The 18,881-nt window shown below is 41.4% G+C and carries 15 protein-coding genes and 1 pseudogene; 13 read left to right on the forward strand and 3 right to left on the reverse strand.

The genetic code is table 11. From position 1 onward, the window contains the following. Positions 1-193: 193 nt before the first annotated feature. The 7 genes from secB (at position 194) to AC0L4E_RS19370 (ending at position 8,555) form a co-directional block, all read left to right on the forward strand. Positions 194-682 (forward strand): protein-export chaperone SecB, encoded by a 489-nt coding sequence (secB, locus tag AC0L4E_RS19340; protein WP_153916651.1) that lies wholly within the window; start codon positions 194-196, stop codon positions 680-682. A 5-nt stretch (positions 683-687) separates the two neighbouring features. Then, complete coding sequence (gene gpsA, locus AC0L4E_RS19345) at positions 688-1,704, forward strand: NAD(P)H-dependent glycerol-3-phosphate dehydrogenase (protein WP_220755283.1); 1,017 nt, start codon at positions 688-690, stop codon at positions 1,702-1,704. A gap of 145 nt (positions 1,705-1,849) precedes the next feature. Next, positions 1,850-3,034, forward strand: a complete 1,185-nt coding sequence (locus AC0L4E_RS19350) for a BaiN/RdsA family NAD(P)/FAD-dependent oxidoreductase (protein WP_473681186.1) — start codon at positions 1,850-1,852, stop codon at positions 3,032-3,034. Between the two features lie 365 nt (positions 3,035-3,399). Continuing rightward, positions 3,400-5,061 (forward strand): ABC1 kinase family protein, encoded by a 1,662-nt coding sequence (locus tag AC0L4E_RS19355; protein WP_473681188.1) that lies wholly within the window; start codon positions 3,400-3,402, stop codon positions 5,059-5,061. 121 nt (positions 5,062-5,182) lie between these two features. Then, on the forward strand, positions 5,183-6,013 hold the full coding sequence (locus tag AC0L4E_RS19360) for a PhzF family phenazine biosynthesis protein (RefSeq protein WP_473681190.1): 831 nt from the start codon (positions 5,183-5,185) through the stop codon (positions 6,011-6,013). Further along, positions 6,006-6,803, forward strand: a complete 798-nt coding sequence (locus tag AC0L4E_RS19365; RefSeq protein WP_473681192.1) for a phytanoyl-CoA dioxygenase family protein — start codon at positions 6,006-6,008, stop codon at positions 6,801-6,803. Before AC0L4E_RS19360 ends, AC0L4E_RS19365 begins: the two co-directional genes overlap by 8 nt. A 132-nt stretch (positions 6,804-6,935) precedes the next feature. After that, positions 6,936-8,555, forward strand: coding sequence for a methyl-accepting chemotaxis protein (locus tag AC0L4E_RS19370; RefSeq protein WP_473681194.1), 1,620 nt, complete (start codon positions 6,936-6,938; stop codon positions 8,553-8,555). A gap of 143 nt (positions 8,556-8,698) precedes the next feature. Here AC0L4E_RS19370 and gltS read toward each other — a convergent pair whose 3' ends face one another. The 3 genes and pseudogenes from gltS to AC0L4E_RS19385 all read right to left on the reverse strand — a co-directional run bounded on the left by gltS (position 8,699) and on the right by AC0L4E_RS19385 (position 12,758). Further along, a complete protein-coding gene (gene gltS, locus AC0L4E_RS19375) occupies positions 8,699-9,928 on the reverse strand; it encodes a sodium/glutamate symporter (RefSeq protein WP_473681196.1) in 1,230 nt (409 codons plus the stop codon). 174 nt (positions 9,929-10,102) lie between these two features. Further along, positions 10,103-11,115: pseudogene (locus AC0L4E_RS19380) on the reverse strand (helix-turn-helix domain-containing protein). A gap of 41 nt (positions 11,116-11,156) precedes the next feature. Further along, positions 11,157-12,758, reverse strand: a complete 1,602-nt coding sequence (locus AC0L4E_RS19385; RefSeq protein ID WP_473681198.1) for an SLC13 family permease — start codon at positions 12,756-12,758, stop codon at positions 11,157-11,159. Between the two features lie 320 nt (positions 12,759-13,078). Here AC0L4E_RS19385 and AC0L4E_RS19390 point away from each other — a divergent pair, with 320 nt between their 5' ends. The 6 genes from AC0L4E_RS19390 to AC0L4E_RS19415 all read left to right on the forward strand — a co-directional run bounded on the left by AC0L4E_RS19390 (position 13,079) and on the right by AC0L4E_RS19415 (position 18,871). Then, the gene (locus AC0L4E_RS19390; protein WP_220755291.1) at positions 13,079-13,714 is read left to right on the forward strand and encodes a hypothetical protein; all 636 of its coding nucleotides are present in this window, start codon (positions 13,079-13,081) and stop codon (positions 13,712-13,714) included. 53 nt (positions 13,715-13,767) lie between these two features. Continuing rightward, on the forward strand, positions 13,768-14,238 hold the full coding sequence (locus tag AC0L4E_RS19395; RefSeq protein WP_473681200.1) for a CYTH domain-containing protein: 471 nt from the start codon (positions 13,768-13,770) through the stop codon (positions 14,236-14,238). Between the two features lie 10 nt (positions 14,239-14,248). Continuing rightward, a complete protein-coding gene (locus AC0L4E_RS19400; RefSeq protein ID WP_473681202.1) occupies positions 14,249-15,571 on the forward strand; it encodes a hypothetical protein in 1,323 nt (440 codons plus the stop codon). Positions 15,572-15,902: 331 nt separating this feature from the next. After that, the gene (locus AC0L4E_RS19405; protein ID WP_473681204.1) at positions 15,903-17,249 is read left to right on the forward strand and encodes an OprO/OprP family phosphate-selective porin; all 1,347 of its coding nucleotides are present in this window, start codon (positions 15,903-15,905) and stop codon (positions 17,247-17,249) included. A 17-nt stretch (positions 17,250-17,266) separates the two neighbouring features. Beyond that, positions 17,267-18,091 carry a hypothetical protein gene (locus tag AC0L4E_RS19410; protein WP_473681206.1) on the forward strand — a complete coding sequence of 275 codons (825 nt, stop codon included), beginning with the start codon at positions 17,267-17,269 and terminating at the stop codon, positions 18,089-18,091. A 111-nt stretch (positions 18,092-18,202) separates the two neighbouring features. After that, positions 18,203-18,871: a DUF47 domain-containing protein gene (locus AC0L4E_RS19415; protein WP_473681207.1), complete on the forward strand. Its 669-nt coding sequence runs from the start codon at positions 18,203-18,205 to the stop codon at positions 18,869-18,871. Positions 18,872-18,881 lie beyond the last annotated feature (10 nt).

Genomic DNA, 18,881 nt, shown 5'->3' on the forward strand with positions numbered 1-18,881 from the left:
CTGATGCTAAACGTTAGCGAGTACAACAAGATCCTACTTTTATAAAGGGCTTACAGGCGTTTTGTTAACGAGTTAGATCAACTTTAATCGGGATGAACTAAAATAAGGCGACTTGCCTCGTTTTAGGAATAAAAGCCCAAATCTAAAATTAGCTTCATAGAAGAGCTAAAACACAATTTGAAGGTAGAAAATCATGGCTGAAGTAGCTAACAACGAAGAACAAGCACCACAATTCAACATTCAACGCGTATTCACTAAAGACGTTTCTTTTGAAACGCCAAACAGCCCAGCTGTTTTCCAAAAAGAATGGAACCCAGAAGTTAAGCTTGATCTAGACACTCGTAGCAACAAACTTTCTGATGACGTGTATGAAGTGATTCTTTCTTTAACTGTTACTGCTCAAAACGGTGAAGAAACTGCTTTCTTATGTGAAGTTCAACAAGCTGGTATTTTCTCAATCACTGGTTTAACTGAACAGCAACTTGCTCATTCATTAGGTGCTTACTGCCCTAACGTATTATTCCCATACGCACGTGAAACAGTAGGTAACTTAGTATCTCGCGGTACTTTCCCACAGCTTAACCTTGCTCCTGTGAACTTTGACGCATTATTCGCGCAATATGTTCAACAACGTCAGCAAGACGCTGCTGCAGCACCAGCTGCTGAAGAAGCTAACGCTTAATCAATATGAATAATACGACCGAAATTACGGTACTAGGGGCGGGGTCTTACGGCACCGCTCTTGCTATTTCTCTCGCAAGCAGTGGTCACAAGACCTTGCTTTGGGGCCATGAGCCTGAGCACATGGAAACCCTTGCCAAAGAACGTGCTAATAATGCATTTCTGCCAGGAATTACTTTTCCTGACACACTTGAATTAGAAACCGACTTAGGTAAAGCACTTGCAGCGAGTAAAAATGTTTTGGTTGTGGTACCAAGCCATGTATTTGGTTTAGTACTCAAGCAGGCCAAACCTTTATTACGAGATGATGCTCGCATTGTCTGGGCCACTAAAGGATTAGAGCCTGAAACAGGTCGATTACTGCAAGATGTTGCTCGTGAGCAACTTGGGGATGCTTTCCCGCTAGCAGTATTATCAGGGCCGACGTTTGCCAAAGAACTGGCTGCCGGTATGCCGACAGCGATTTCGGTTGCGGGTACATGTGCTGACTTTACTAATGATTTAGTAGAGCTATTACATAGCCCGAAACGTTTACGTGTTTACGCCAACGATGACTTTACTGGCTTGCAATTAGGTGGCGCGGTTAAAAACGTTATCGCAATTGGTGCTGGTATGTCTGACGGTATTGGCTTTGGTGCTAATGCTCGTACAGCGCTTATCACTCGTGGATTAGTTGAACTAACTCGTCTTGGTGTGGCATTAAATGCTGATGCCAATACCTTTATGGGGATGGCGGGTCTTGGTGATTTAGTACTGACTTGTACCGATAATCAATCACGTAATCGTCGATTTGGTTTGGCGCTAGGTAAAGGCAGTGATGTCGATACCGCCCAAGAAGAAATTGGCCAAGTGGTTGAAGGTTATCGCAATACTAAAGAGGTTTACACTTTAGCTAAACGTCTTGGTGTTGAAATGCCAATTACCGAGCAAATTTACCAAGTGCTTTATCAAGGTAAAGCACCTGTAGATGCGGCTAAAGAGCTGCTAGGGCGTGAGCAAAAGTCTGAAACTATCTCAGAATAACGTCAGTGTGAATACGACTAAAAGGGTGCTAATATAGCGCCCTTTTTTGTGGCTGATGAAAAATCCGCCACCCATGCAGTTTGCATATTATCTGTTTGAAAATTTTGCTGCCGTAAAGGTAGCAGCTGAATAAGAGAGTAACCTAGTGACACATCACGATGTAATTATTATTGGCGCAGGCGCAGCAGGATTAATGTGTGCTTCTACCGCAGGCTATCGAGGTCGTGATGTATTGGTATTAGATAATGCCAAACAAGCTGGGAAAAAAATTCTGATCAGTGGTGGCGGTCGTTGTAATTTTACCAATCAAAAAGTTGAGCCGCATAACTTCTTATGTGGCAACAGTCACTTTGTTAAATCAGCATTAGCTCGTTATCGCTCAAATGATTTTATTGAACTGGTTGAACGTCATGGTATTGAATATCACGAGCGTGATCATGGTCAGTTATTCTGTAATGACTCAGCGAAAGAAATCGTCACCATGTTGATGACTGAGTGTGAGTGGGCAGGCGCTAAAGTCCAACTGCGTACCGAAATGACTAAGGTGAGCAAAAATGACCAAGGTCAGTTTGAACTGCAAACCTCAAATGGCGACTACACTTGCGATTCATTAGTGATTGCTACTGGCGGTTTATCAATGCCGAAGTTAGGTGCATCACCCTATGGATATAAACTGGCTGAACAATTTGGCTTATCAGTCCTGCCAACCCAAGCAGGTTTAGTGCCTTTTACTTGGCACACTGAGCAAAAAGAGCGCTTTGAGCCACTTTCTGGTATTGCTGTACCATCCACTATAACCGCAGAGGACGGCACTCAATTTAGTGAAGCACTGCTATTCACTCATCGTGGTTTATCAGGCCCTGCGGTATTGCAAATATCCAATTACTGGCAAGCGGGTCAGGCAATCAAGATTGATTTATTACCTAATGAAAGTGCTAAAGATAAGATTGAAACAGCCTTAGTGAATAACCCTAAGCAAAGCTTACGTAACACCCTAAGTCAGTGGTTACCTAAGCGTTTAGTTGAAACATTATTTGAAACTGCACAGCTTGATAAAGCGCTTAATCAACTTGGCCATGGCGAGCGAGATCAAATTGCAAAAGACCTAAATGAATGGTCAATTGTCATGAATGGCACCGAAGGTTATCGCACTGCCGAAGTCACCTTGGGCGGCGTTGACACCAATGAGTTGTCATCGAAAACCATGGAAGCCAAAAACGTTGCTGGTTTATATTTCATTGGTGAAGTCATGGACGTCAGCGGTTGGCTTGGCGGTTTTAACTTCCAATGGGCTTGGTCTTCTGGCGTTGCTGCAGGTATGGCGGTTTAACTTTTATGGTCTAGTTTTGTGTAGCAGCGATAAGCTCTCAAACTCGATAATCTTTTCTTTATAAAGTGTGTTTGGCTGTAATTGCAGCCAAACCTATGTCTGTTTTCTGCTTTATTATTCTTTTAGTTCTTTCATCGTCTTTTCATAACCCTTTCTTAAATTTTGCCTAGCTTTTCTTGATAACACCTGCCTTCAGTTTAATCATTAGCTTCTTTTTTGGGGATTATTCTTTTACCTTATATCTCTAAGTTTTTGTATTTGTTTGTGGTTATATCTATTAAAGTATTTACTAGGAAATTTATGAAAAATCTCACTGATACCAAGAGATGCTTCGCTACATAATGAGAATGTAACAAGGAGATTTGATGAAGTTATCCGATATTAAACAACTGATGAATCATTCCGAGCGCTCTCGGCAAATTATCACGGTATTGGTTAAGTACGGCTTGGCTAACTGGATTAAAGAGCATAACCCGGAGTTTATTAAGAGTGTTTTTGTTGGTGACTCTGGCCAACGTTTGGTGTCTTTATCATTTGCAGTTCGGCTAAGGCTGGCATTTAGCGAGTTAGGCACAACCTTTATTAAGCTTGGTCAGATCCTCAGTACTCGCGCTGATTTAGTTGGGCAAGAAGTGGCTGATGAACTGACTCGGTTACAAGCAGATACCCCTGCAGATAGTCAAGACTTGGTTATCCAAACTATTGAATCTGAATTCGAACATTCCTTTGATGGCATCTTTAGTGAGTTTAGCTTTACGCCTCTAGCATCGGCCTCAGTGGGCCAAGTGCATCAAGCTACAACGATTGATGGGCAGGAGGTGGTAGTGAAGGTTCAGCATGCAGGAATTGAAGATAAAATTCTTGCCGATTTAGAGATTTTAAAACGCTTAATGCCGTTAGCTGAGGTGTATCAAAAGGAGCTGAAATTTTATCAGCCTTCTCGCTTGATTGCTGAGTTTACCAAAACCCTACTCAACGAACTTGATTACATCAAAGAAGCGCGCAGTATGCAGCGGGCAAGTAGCTTCTTTAGCAATAACCCTGATGTGCATATTCCTGAAGTTTATCGCCAGTATTCAAGTAAGCGAGTGTTGGTGATGGAATGTCTAAAGGGCGAGAGCATAGCTAAACTCCAAACACATCAAGCTGAGCGCGGCACCAATAAAATTGCCACTACGGGCGTTAAAGTCTATTTAGATATGATTTTCGAGCTAGGCTTTTTCCACGCAGATCCTCATCCCGGTAATATATGGCTACTTGAGAATAATCAGTTGGGGATCCTTGATTGGGGAATGACCGCACGTTTGAGTCAGGGCATTCAACAACGCTTACAACATTTGCTGATTGCATTAGCGGAGAAAGATGCAGCAGAGCTGACCTACCAAGTGATTCAAATCTGTCAGGCTCAACCACAGCTGGACAAGGTTATTCTTGAAAAAGATATTGGTGAGTTTGTTTACGAATACTTAGAAGTGGAAATGAATGAAGTTGCCTTAGTTGAGGTGCTCACTGAGTTTATTCGTATTATTAAGCATCACAAATTAGTCATCCCAACTGAAATATCCATGCTAATTCGAGTATTAATCATGCTCGAAGGTATGTCGAAACAAATCGATAGCAGTATCAGCCTTGCTGATGCCATTAGTCCTTATGCGCTTAAGATGAAAGCGGCGCAATTTGCCCCTAAAAATGTACTTAAGCAAACCATTGCATCGTCAACGCGTTGGCAACGAATTATCAATAAGTTGCCTGAAGATATCGAGCTGTTGACTCAAAAAATCACTAACGACCATTTTGATATCAATCTTAACCACCGTAATTTAGACACCATTATTAACCGTCTTGTTTATGGGGTGCTAAGTGGCGCTATTTTCCTTGGTGGCTGTATGGTGCTAAGTAGTAAAGTACCGCCACTTTATGAAGGGGTGTCTATTATCGGGTTTGGCATTACCGCTATCGGCAGTTGGCTAGCAGCTAAATTACTATTAGCTGTCTGGCGTTCAGGGGATTTATCTAATAAGCAATAGCGCACTCTATAGATGTTAAGCGCAAACGGCTTATTCATGGGTATTAAGTGCAAGGAACAACACAAATTCAGCCAGTCACTTGGAATGAGTCACTTTGAATTAGCCACATGGAGTTAATTAAATGGAATTAGATATATTTGTGGTGGATGCGTTTACCGATAAGCAATTTGGTGGCAATTCTGCGGCAGTGGTACCAGTAGAAGATTGGCTCACTGTTGATTTAATGCAGTCGATTGCCATTGAAAATAACCTACCTGAAACCGCGTTTATTAAACCCGTTGACGCAAACCATTATCAAATTCGTTGGTTTTCGCCCATAACTGAAATAGATTTCTGTGGTCATGCGACATTGGCGGCCGCCCATGTGCTGTTTAACCAATTAGGTTGTGTTGGCGATGTATGTTTTGAAACTGTAAAGGTGGGCGAGTTGACCGTTAAGCAACTCGAAGCCTGTTCAGGTGCGGCTAATTCAAAGACTGATCAAGCTATCGAAATGAGCTTCCCTAATTTAAAACCTGAGATAGTTGAAGCGGTTCCTAATGCATTAACCGCAGGGTTGTCGATTACGCCAAAAGCTGTGCTTAAAAATCAGCAGGCTTACTTTGCAGTAATGGACTCGGCCGCGGATGTGGTTAATCTTGAGTATCAATCTGAATTATTAGCCTTGCTGGCGCCTTTAGATGTTGTCGTCACTTCGCAAGCTGATGCGGCGAGTGAATATGACTTTATCTCGCGCTACTTTTGGCCAGCCAATGGCGGTGATGAAGATCCCGTTACAGGCTCCATTCATGCAGGGCTTGCACCTTATTGGTCTGAGCAATTGAATAAGACTGAGCTGGCGGCTTATCAAGCATCAACTCGAGGCGGAAAGTTACGTTGTCGTGTCAGTGATGACCGAGTGTTTGTTTCTGGCTGTGGCAACTTGTACCTCAAAGGCAAAATTTATGTCTAAAGCGCTTGCTGAAGACCTAAGACAGCTTTATCTGCGAGATGGTTTTGTCAAACTAAGTCAGTATTTTTCGGCACAAGAAATTGCCGATATAAAAGTGATAATCGATGAGTTTCATCAAGCATGGATTGCTGACAATCAAGACTTCTATCAAGCGAAAGCAGTTAACTCAGCGTATTTGACCTCTGGTAAATACTTAGCCCGCCAGCAAAACAGACGGTTATTTGAGTTTATTGGTTCTAATAAAGTGAGACAGTTAATCAATGCTACGCCGCTTGAAAAAGTGGCCTTCATGAACAGCCAACTATTTTTTAATCCTGTTAATCCTAATCAGGCAAACTATTGGCATCGGGATCCGCAGTATCACTTATCGGTTGATGAACAACGCCAAGCGCTGCAAGGGAATGATGTTATCCATTGTCGTATTGCGCTGAGTGATGAACCCGGAATTGAAGTGATACCAGGCACTCATAAACGATTTGATAATGATGAAGAGCTAGCGGTAAGGCTTGAGCAAGAGGGTAAACAAAACAGTGACTCGCTATCGAATGGCCACATAGTGCCATTGAGCAAAGGTGATGTGTTGCTGTTTTCTGCCAATATGATCCATCGAGGTTTATACGGTAAAGACCGATTAGCGTTAGATTTATTATTTTGCGAGGCGCTTGCAGAGTTTGTTGCGTTTACTGATTCGAGCTGCTTACCAGATACTCATCAGTGTTCGACCCTTGAATGGCCAGAGCCTTTTGAACGTGCTTTAGTTATCAAAGAAACTCTTTTAACTAAGAAATGACATATTTTGTTTTCGGCACTAAATGACAGCGATGTCATTTAGTGCTTGCATCTTATGTCAATTGTTCTTTATGTTACTAGTGGAGGTGGTTTTTTACACAACCTGCTAATAACAATAATTAAAGGATGTCATATGACCTTAGGCCGCAAAATTTTCGTTTTTTCACTAGGTATCTTTCTCGCTTTTATTAGTACTGCTTTTTGGGGGTTACAAGCCCTATCTAACTCCAGCGAAAGTGACAATATCGCGCGGATTAATCAACTGATGAAGAGTACTGTCAATATTGTTGAGCAATTTGAAAAGCTTGCCCAGTCAGGTCAACTTTCTGAATCCCAAGCCAAATTATTTGCCAGTCAGTTATTGAGGGAAAATAAATACCATAACTCTGAATATGTGTATGTGGTGGATGAAAGTTTAGACTTTATTGCTGCACCGCACGATCCCCAGCTTCATGGGACAAGTTTTAATGATTTTAGAGATGCCGAAGGCAACAGTATCGGTGAGATGGTGCAGCAGTTAGTGGGTCAGCAAACATCTAAAATTATTACCTATCATTGGAATTCAGAGCGTGATGGACAGGTTGTCGATTTAACCTCTGTTGTTCAACAAACTCCGGTTTGGAATTGGTATGTGGGTACGGGCATCAGTTATGCCGAGGCCGATACTCGATACTGGTCGGTGGCTAAATGGTTATTGACGTTTTCAATCATTATTGCCTTTCTAGTCTCCCTTTTACTCGTGCGTTTTGGCCTTAATCTACGTAATGCACTAGGCGCTGAAATTGAGCAAGTTCGTCACTTTGTGTTGGGTGTTTCAAAGGGTGATTTAAAGCATAACCCGCAATTTGCTGAAGCTGGTCAAGATAGCGTTGTAGGCGCAATGAACTATATGCAAATTGGACTGCAAGGTGTGGTTAAAGGCATAAGTGATGTTACACAGCACCTAAGCCATCAAGCTCAAGAAGCTGAGAACCAAGCTGTAGAGCTTGATTCGTTAACAAATGCAATGAGTGATGAAAGTCAGATGGTAGCATCGTCGATTACAGAACTGACTGCATCTTCTTCAAATGTCGCAGAACTTGCGAAGCATGCTGCCGAGTCAGTTTCTGCAGCTGAACAGCAAGGCCAGCAAGCTTACCTTTTGACTCAGCAGTCTTCTGAAACCATTAGTTTGTTGGAGCATCAAATAGACAATGCTGGGCAAAATATTCAATTACTTGATGATGAAGTAAATAATATTGCCAGTGTGTTGTCGGTTATTCAGAGTATTGCTGAACAAACTAATTTATTAGCGCTTAATGCGGCGATTGAAGCTGCAAGAGCTGGAGATCAAGGACGAGGCTTTGCTGTTGTAGCTGATGAAGTAAGGCAACTTGCCCAGCGAACTCAATCAAGCACCGAACAAATCCATCAAATGATTTCCAAACTACAAAATGCTACCCAAGATGCAAAGCAGTCGGTTTCACAAAGCGTACAAACCAGTAGTAATACGGTAGAGAAGTCGAAACAGGTAGCAGATGAATTGAGTAATATTGCTCAATCACTGTCGGCTATTTCGTCAATGAGTCAGCAGATATTAGAGGCTTCACAAGAACAGTTGGCGGCTGGCGAGGACTCAGCTCAACGAATTAGTATCATTGCTGATACTGCCCAGAATACTTCAAAAGTCTCAGTCAAAGCGCATACGGCCACTGACGAAACTCAGCAGTTGATTAGCAGCTTAGAGATAGAGATTGATAAGTTTTCTGTTTAAGATTTTTTGAGTACCTTTAATCTCGGTTGCTTGATTCCAGAAGTTGAATGTCATATTGCAATAAAATAAAAAGGTCATCTTTCGATTACCTTTTTATTTATCGTAATTGGGCAATTATTGAGGCCGTTTTACTGCACTCGTTTCTACTGCATTAAGCCAATAAAATACGGAATAATTAACGCATTTGCGAGATCGATAAAGAAGGCGCAAACCAGTGGCACAATAATAAAGGCTTGGGCTGAATAACCGTAGCGCTGTGATACTGCAGACATGTTAGCCATTGCCGTAGGCGTTGAGCCTAATGAAATCCCGCCAAAGCCTGAACAAATTACTGCGGCATCATAGTTTTTACCCATCGCAGGGAATACGATAAACAGGTTCACCACAATCGCTACAATAAATTGCATACCTAAAATTGCAAAGATAGGCCCTGCTAAATCCACTAAGGTCCATAACTGCATGCTCATTAGCGACATCGCTAAAAATGTACCCAAAGACATATCGGCAATTAAATCAATGGCTGCGGTGCGTGTAGGCCAAGCTGTACCTGAAAAACGAGGGTAATTTTTAGGGATCAGATTAGTTATTACAATACCGGCAAATAAACAGGTCACGAATAAGGGTAAATCTAATCCTAAACCGCTGATCACTTCGTTTAAGACAAACCCTAAAATGACACAAATATGAATAGCGAGTAAGGCATCCAAGAAATCAAATGAGGTCATTTTTACCGGGGTATTGGTTTCTTGACCTTGAGTCGCAGCCGCTTGATTTTCTGCGGACGGTTTAAGGTTATGTTTATTGATTAAATACTTGGCGATTGGACCGCCCATTAAGCTTGCGAGGATCAAACCGAAGGTGGCGCTGGCAATACCAATTTCCATTGCACTGCTTAAGCCAAATTGTTCTTGGATTTTAGGTGCCCATGCTATCGCTGTTCCGTGACCACCAATTAACGATACGCTGCCACCGAGTAAGCCTACAATTGGCTCTTGACCAAATAGAGTCGCAACACCAATACCAGTAAGGTTTTGCAGGATCATGTAGCCGATGGTAACAACCAATAAAATGACTAATGGTTTGCCACCTTTAAATAAATCAGACAGGCTGGCGTTAATACCAATAGTCGTAAAAAAGTACACCAGCAATATATCGCGCGCCATTAAGTCGAAATTAACTTCAATGCTAAATAAGGCATAAATGAGGGTGAACAGGATGGAAAAAATAATCCCGCCAGATACAGGTTCGGGAATACTAAACTCTTTTAAAAATCCTACTACTTGATTTAAGCGTCGGCCAATAAACAACACAATTATTCCAATTGTCACAGTAAAAAACGAGTTCAACTGGACAATGCCGTCGGTAAATTCCATAAACCTTCCTTGATAATATTGTTATGCGAGTTCGGATACATCTGTGATCGTATCTTTACATGTTTTATTGGTCGATGTGAAAATAATTTGGCGGGGATTCAAATATGAGTATTAGGGGGTGGCTAATAAAAAGGCTTCGGGTTAATCGAAGCCTTTAAGTGCGGTTAGTTGTGATTATTTTAATAAGTGCTGACTCAATTGCAGTACTTCAACCGCTGTTTTGCCTAAAGTGTATCGACCAGCAATAGCGTATTGGTGGTTATAACGGGTTAACCATTTTTGTAGCTGTTGATTCAGTTGCTCAATATCGGTGACTTTATGGCTCTTTAAAAAAGGGGCATAAAACTCATCATAGGCAAGCTGTTGAAAGCGAGCTGCCAATCCGTTAACCACAGGGCCGTTGTAGGCACGCATTTGAATGTGGTTAATGTTTGATTGCTCTAACACCATTCTAAACGGTGCACTTTGATTACCCGAAAATTCAGCACCTCTATCGGTTAGCAGGCTGTTTATATCGATATTATTTTGTAAGTACCAAGGCATCACATCAGATTGTAAAAATGCCGCAGCTGTTGAGGATTCTTTGTTATCACTCACCACAGCAATAGCATATTGGCTATAAGCATCAATAAAAGTGTGCTGGTATAACTGACCTAGAGGCTCAACATTGCCAATACTAAAGGTGTCTTGTACGCAAACATCACCAGGAAATTTACAGTCTAGTGCCGTTTCACCTTGCTCTAGTTTATAAAGCTGCTCCATATCGTGCTGGCTTTTAAAGCTGAGTTGGTTTTGCTGACGCAAGCGACTATTCAGCGCGACTAAGCGATTTTTTTGGTTTCAAGGTTATGTCTTACCCAAATAGTACGCACGCCACTGGCTGAAATAGTACAGCCTCTTGCTGTTAGCAGTTCGGCTGCCTTTGCTTGGCCATAATTAGGATAATCGAGGGCAATTTCGATAACCTGATCTTCAACTTCCTGCGACACTCGATTTTTGAGGGCAGGCTTTTTGCGAGAAAGGTTTTTTAAGCCTCGCTCGCCAGCTTCTTCATACTGTTTTTTAAAGCGGTAATAGCTGTCGCGACTATAACCCATAATATCGCAGGCTTTACTGATACTACCCAGTTCAGTTGCTAGCTGAAGCAGAGCGAGTTTGCTGCGAATTTCATTTTTATTTGAATTCATATCTGCTTATTATCGTTACGTATTTATCGACTAGACTCATCTTACCAAAAAACGCCGTTAGGGGCATATCCTAACCACTTAAACCAAGTTTCACCCATTAAAATGCTGGTGGCCCAGCCTATCATCAGCATAGTAAAGCCAAACTTAAAGCTATCACTTAAACTGTATTGGTCGGTTGAGTAAAGTAACAGAGCTGGTTTACTGTTAAATGGCAGCACGTAAACGTGTTCGATTAACAGTGCGACTGGTAAAGCTAGGCTCATGATGGGGAAATCAAACCGCTGAGCAATACCAATCGCAATGGGGACAAATAGCATGGTACGCATGGTTTTAGATTGAAAAACCAAAGAGCTCAATAGCATGGCACCTGTTAGGCCGATATAAAATACGCTGAACGAGGTTGATTCATCTAAACCGAAATATTCTAGACTGAAATTAACTGCCAGATTAGGTAAATCAGTCTGTTTAAAGCCAGCACCTAAAGTGTAGGCACCTGCAGAGAATAACAATAAATGCCAAGGCACATCGACCTGGTTCCAGTTAACCACACCGATGCGAGGACAAAGTGCAACAATAGCACCAATAAACGCTATCGCAGTGGCACTAACGCCGTGGTATTTGTCGGTGGCCCAAAAGAATAAAATCGTCACGAAGATAATGAGGGATTTTATCTCACGAAAAGAGACTTTGCCCATTTTGGCTAACTCTTCTTGTAAGCGTTCCATCCCGCCTTCAATTTGCGGTAAACGTTCTTCTGGCGAAAGAGGGAAAAACACCTTAGTTGCTAATAACCAGCCAATGACGATCATGCAAATGACAATCGGCATCGCAACGATCATCCAATCAGCGAAGAAGAAGCTGCCACCAATTGCACCTGCTATTAAGCTTGCTGCCAATAAATTTGCCCCAGAGCCTGTAACAAAAGCACCGGCACATAAGTTAATTTGTAATAGATTTTGCAGGACTAAATTACGGCCAAAGTTATTTTTGTTTTCTCCACCTCGAGCGCCATATACCGCCGCAATCACCATAAAGATGGGCATTAATATTGCCGCTTTTGCTGTGGTTGCAGATATAAATGCTGATAACGCTAAGTTGATGACCATGAAGCTATAAAAAATCGGTGTCGCACTGGTTCCAAAACGGCATATAAACCACAATGCAAAGCGTTTTGCAGCGCCAGAAGACACCAACATGGAAGCTAGAATAAAAGACAAAATGTTTAGCCACATAATAGGGTGGCCTAATTGAGCATAAGCTTGTCTTTCTGGTAATACGCCAGTCAGTACTAAAGCAATAATCACCATTAATGAGGTTAAGTAGTTAGGGATAGGCTCTGTAATCCACAAAATCACCGCGGTGCAGAAGATGGCTAACATGGCCTGACCGTGCCAGCTAAATTCAGTCAGACCCACCTCGTGAAAGTGTTCAGCTGCAGACTTACTTAGCATTGATGGGTCAAAGTCAGTGAGGAAAGAAGTTGGATTGCCAGTCAGTAAAAAAATAAATGCAGCTAAAGCTATCCATACACCACTTCTTGCCAGCCACAACTCGAAGTTACTTTTTGATCTGACAGGTAGCCTTTCCATTTTGTACTGGTTCATATCCAGTGGATCGACTTTATCCGCTATCTCTTTGCTCATATTTTTCTGACCTTAAGCGTAATTCCATATGCGATTACCATACCCCTTAAAGCGTGAGTGAAAATGGATCAAGATCAATAAAATGCACTATTAGTTTTTAATTGATCATAATTTGCTTTCTCTAGGTTTTTGGTGGTGCATGGTAAGGTGTTGTTTTTAGTTGGTATTTCTTTTTGCGTTGGTTTGGTGTTGTTTTTATCTGTAAGATTAGGTTGGGACTAAAATAAATAAAACATGATCTAGATCTATTTTTTTATCAAACACAGGAGTACTGTAAATGGGTACTTAATCACAAACGATTTAAAACGAAAGGAAACAGTATGTCTGAATTAACGATTGGTGAAATTTCTAAACCACGCTTTGAGTTCCGTACTTTTGGGCAGGACTTTACTGAAGCTGCTGAACGCATGGCACGCTTATCTGTTCCGGTACCTGAAAAAGTGTGGCGTCGCGAAAGTGATGAAATTTATATCATGTCTCGCACGAATGATTTGAATAACACCAAAATCCGTGATGGCAAAATGGATGTAAAAAGCTACGTGCAAACGGTAGATGGTTTAGAGCAGTGGGATCCTAAGTTAAAAGCAGAGTTCCCAATTAGTAAGCAGCAGCTAGAACAAGAGATTTTTCCTGCGTTTATGGTTGAGCAACCAGCATTAGCGAAAGACAGCTATAGCTTCGAAGAGTTTATCGCTATCATCGACGCCCACCCTGACCTACAAGCAGTGAAAATTCATAAAGAACGCTTTGGTTACATGGTGAATAACACCATTTGTGAAGTGGCAAATGTACTGGTTAATGGTGCGCGCTTAGTCAGTGTGAACAGTGAGTCTACAGAGTTAGATGATATCCACACAACCGTTAAAGATTTACGTTTAGCGGGCGTAGAAAACATTAATTACCTTCAAGCAATTAAGCGTGTGATCGGTATGAAGAACCTACCGTTAGCTAATTAAGTTTGCATGCGCATTACATCATCATACTTATTTATAAATAGGGTATAGCTATCATGGCACAAGAAATTGAACGTAAATATTTAGTATCAAGTGACGAATTTAAAGCTCAAGCGGGTAAGTCTGTTCGTATTATTCAAGGTTATTTAAGTAGCGTGCCTGAGCGCACAGTACGAGTACGTGTAAAAGGCGACAAAGGATTTTTAACCATAAAAGGAATTGGCAATGAATCGGGTGCGTCGCGTTATGAATGGGAAAAAGAAATCTCTGTTGAAGAGGCGCAAGAGCTACTGAAAATCTGCGAACCGGGTGTTATCGATAAAACCCGATTCCTCGTTGATCATCAAGGACACATCTTTGAAGTCGACGAATTCTACGGCAGTAACCAAGGACTGACCGTCGCAGAAGTTGAATTAACCGATGAAGCACAAACCGTTAATAAGCCAAGCTGGTTAGCTGAAGAAGTGACAGGCGATGCCCGTTACTATAATTCAATGCTAATGAAGCAACCATTTACTCAATGGTAGGCTGACTATTATGTTGTCGCTATCGATAGCTGATCAGTACCACTTATCTATTCAGGTGGAAATCCCGCCTGAATTAACTCGTGTGCAACTGCAGGCCTATTTTTTCTTTCCTGCAAAGTTAGCTGACAATAGCGACGTGATGAATAAAAGCAGCTTTTACCATAATTTGCTGCAGCAACAACAGTTAGTCAAAGTTGACCCCATCAGCTGCCACACCATTGATCGTGACTTATTAATTATCAAGCAAACGGCTTATGCGTCAGCACAAGCTAACCAAAGCCGTTATGTTTTAGCTTTATCTGAATTTGTCAGCGGTATTGTCGACTTGCAAGCAAATGCTGATTTAAAGCAATTGGCATATATTGGAGACCGTATTGAGCAATTTTCACGGATCCATGACAATGAAAAGTTACTTACTCAAAGTAAGCTTTATAAGTTAGCCCTGCATTTATTGCTGTATCACTATCATCAATCGCTATTACAAGCTAAACACCAAGCCAGTAAAGAAGATAAGCCCTGGCTAACGCTACAAATTCAACACTTGCGTATTGAGGCTGACATTCAGCAACTTAAGCTCGCACCTACATCTGAAGCTGGCAAAGAAAAATTGCTAAATCGATTACATATTGCCAAACGGGTGATCCATCGCCCCCATCAGTTAGAACGTAAAAAGCTTAAAAATGGTGAAGTTGCTGAGCAATTGATTTTTGGTTTTGCGGCTGCATTAGCCATGGCGTTTGCTACAGCAATTGCTTTCGCCACTCAAAAGGCATTCGGTAATTTTTCAACTCCCTTTTTCTTTTCACTGGTGTTGTCGTACATCTTTAAAGACCGGATTAAAGAACTGGGGCGTAATTACTTAATGGAGAAATATTTTTCAAAGTATTCGCAGCATCACTATCGTTTTTATCAACACGGTTTGAGTCATGTGGTGTATGACGTTAAAGAAGCCTTATATCGACAAAAACCAACTGAGCTACCCGATAAAGTGAATGTATTGCGAAAGCGTTTTTATCGAGCCGATAGCCATAGCTTTCAAGAGGCGTTGGTCTATAAGCGAATATATCACTCACATATAACTAGCCCCTCAGAGAAGTCATTTAAGTTTAAAGATAAACTGACAGTAAATCTAAGTAAGCGGTTGCGGTTGCTGCCAAGAATGGTGCGAAACTATTGGCAAGAAACCGATAACAATATAAAAAATCACCACGTACATAGTGTCTATCCTATAAACGTTATTGTAGTGATTAATACTAATAATGACTGTATTTACCATCGTTATAAACTGACAACAAGCCGTAAAGGTATTCATAGGTTAGAGCAAGTTAATTAACTGATTTGTCATTCGTCGATGGGTTGAGTAACGATGTTAACTCTCTTGGTTTACATCAAAATAACGCTATAAAACAGTAGGCAACTTTATCTATTTTTTCTAATGAGCAAGCTGTGCTTATCGGGCGAATTCTGCTGGCTTGAAGAAAATAAAATCGTGAAATATGAGGATGTTGTTGGAGTTCACTAATAAATAATAATTGTAAGATTAAGTCGTGATTAATTGATGTTGATCATGTTTTTTTTATAAGCCAAGACCTAATCTATGGCTAACAAGATAGAAACATTTTTGTTCCACATTGAGTATTAAAAATAATCTAAGGAAGAGAAAGATGAGCAAAGAAAATGTGTTTTCAGTTACAAGCGTTGCTAAAGCTGTTGCAGTATCATTATTTTGTTTTTCAGGTGCAGTTACTGCTGCGGATACTGATCGAGTCACAGAATTAGAAGAACGTTTAGATGCATTAGAAATGGAATTAATTGAAGCCAAAGATGCAGCTAATAAAACAGACCGATTAAAGTTTTCAAGCAGTAGCCCTTCACCTGAATTTATTTCTCAGGATGGCAAATCGACCATGGAGTTTTCGGGTCGTATTCAATTGGACTATGTTAATTCAGATGATTTTTATACAGGTAGTAAACGTCAATTTGAAGGTGGGGCTAATACGGTTGATTTTCGCCGAGTTCGATTTGGGGTTGAAGGCTACTTCTCAAATGTATGGAAATACTCACTAGAGTTTGATTTTGATGGCGAGTCAGAAGTTGAAGTGAAAGATGCCAATGTTAGCTACCGCGGCTGGGAAAATTCAGAACTCACCATGGGTTTCCAAAAGTATGGTTTCGGCCTTGAAGCCAGCGGTAGCTCAGCGCATTTAGCATTTTTAGAGCGTGCGAGTACTGATACTTTCTCACCAGATCGAAATGTCGGTGTGCAGTGGTTATACAAGGGCAATGACTACAACTTGATGTTGGGTTATGGCACCACCGCAAATATCAACGACGATGACTTGAACTTCAAACAAGATGTCTACAACGGCCGCTTTACCATAGCCCCAATTAAAACAAGCGATCATCTCTTACACTTAGGTGTCAGTGGTATGTACACCAACAACAATAGCCAAGCCGAAGAAATGCGCTATCGCGCCCGTCCAAGCAGTAAACCTGTGAGTCGCACTATTGATACTGGCAAGTTTGATGCCGAATCTGTACAAAGCTATGGCTTAGAAATGGCTTATCAACATCGAAACCTGTTGATTCAAGGTGAGTATGTGACCTCAAAAGCGGATCAAGTCGATGATGAGTCTGTGTCTGTTGATGCCTATTATCTGCAAGCGGTTTATACCTTAACGGGCGAGCAATGGAACTACGGCAGTAAAAAAGGCACTTTCAAGGCGGTTAAGCCTGCCAACGCTATCTCTGCTGGTGGCTACGGTGCCTGGGAAGTTGCGGCGCGTATTGATGTGGCAAACTTCGATGACACCGATGCTGGTATCACTGGCGGTGAGAAAACCGATTATATCCTTGGTGTGAACTGGTACTTAGAAAACAACCTTAAAGCCCAGTTTAACTATGTGCACACTCAAGCTGATTACCAGAAGCCTTATACAGATATTAACGGCATAGAAATGTATGAGCAAGATGGCAATATCTTCCAAGCCAGACTCCAGTTTACATTCTAATTTAAGGATAATTTTTGATGAGAAATAATCTATTTTTAATCGGTTTGGTAAACCTCTGCCTAAGTTCTAGTGCTTATGCTTTATCGCCAGATGCGTTTACCTCGCTTGAATACCATGTGAATACAGGTACGGCGAAAACCATGCCTTATGCAGCCTCGAAGCAAACTGACGAATTTAAAGAAGCGTTTAATTTTATCAATTTGAAAGAGGATGTCAGAGTTAAGTTAGTGACCTATCTCGATACGCCAAACCGCGCTTTTAAGGCCAAAGATATTAATATCCGCGTGCGTGAAGATTTAGGTAAGCCACGTAAGAGTAAAATTACCGTCAAACTGCGTGCTGAAAACCCAGAAGGCTTTGGAGAGTTATCCAATTTCCGTAAAGCTGAAATTGATTACACCGATGGCAAAGCAGCTTACAGCGTGAGTTATGACGTGCCATATTCACCAGCAGAAATTGACGTAAAGAATGTCGACATTAATGCTGTGTTTGCCATTCTTAAGCGCAACTCAGTGATGTGGGACATTGTTGGTGAAATCTACGAAGCCAATAAGCAAGATGTGACTCAAACCATGGTCATGCGTACTCATGGCTGGGAAGGCACATTAAATGATAAACGTTTTGATAATATCGAAATCGACTATCAATTATGGACGCCTTATTACCGTAAACCGCGCATTAGCTTTAACGAGTTCTCATTCAAAGGGCACGTAAAAGATAAAGCGCAATTAGAGCAAGTGTATCAACACTTATATGAACAAGTTGAAGCCGTTGGTTTTGAGCATGGTCATACTGGTTCGAAAACAAGCTCTACCTTTAAAATGAGCAAAGGGTTCAATTAAGTTCCACGCGCTCACCCCATGACTGGGTATTACCACCCTCACTCCCATTGGTAGTGCTCAGTCATTCTTAATCTTTCCTCTTCTCAACATTACCTTTATTAAGGAGATGCCATGTTTGGTTTTTCTCGTATTTCTACGCTTCTTTCTCAGAGTCAGTCCACTGAAACCAATGTATATTTATTTCTCGATCAAGTGACTCTCGCACAACATAAGTTCGTTTACATGTGGCAGATGTATTTAACTCATGGGCCCAATAGCGACGAATTTATTCAAGCATTGAAAGAGTTACAAGCCATTGAGCATGAAGCCGATGTGTTAAAGCGGGAAATTGAGCAAACGCTGTATCGCAAAACCTTAATTCCCGATTTACGCAGCGATGTTGCTTCACTTATTGATTTAACCGACCGTTTGATCAACCGCCAAGAAACCATTGGCTTACACCTACAAATTGAAAAACCCTTGATCCCCCAAGCTGTAGAAGAAGATTTAATGAGATTACTGGCCGCGGTTGGCAATACCATAGATCACACCTTACTTTGTGCTAAAAGCTTTTTCACTGATCTACAACGGGTGCAGGAATATCATCAAAAAGTCATTTTATTTGAAAGTGATGCCGATAAAGCCTGTACTCGGGCTAAAACGATTTTATTCGACACCGACTTACCGCTGATAAATAAAGTGCAGTTGCGGTATTTTTTCGACCGCATTGATCAGGTGGCGAATCTTGCAGAAGACATCAGTGATCGGGTCGCCATATTTACTCTCAAACGGGTTCAGTAGGAGGGAATAA

The organism is Shewanella sp. GJ50-10 (genome assembly GCF_055808815.1).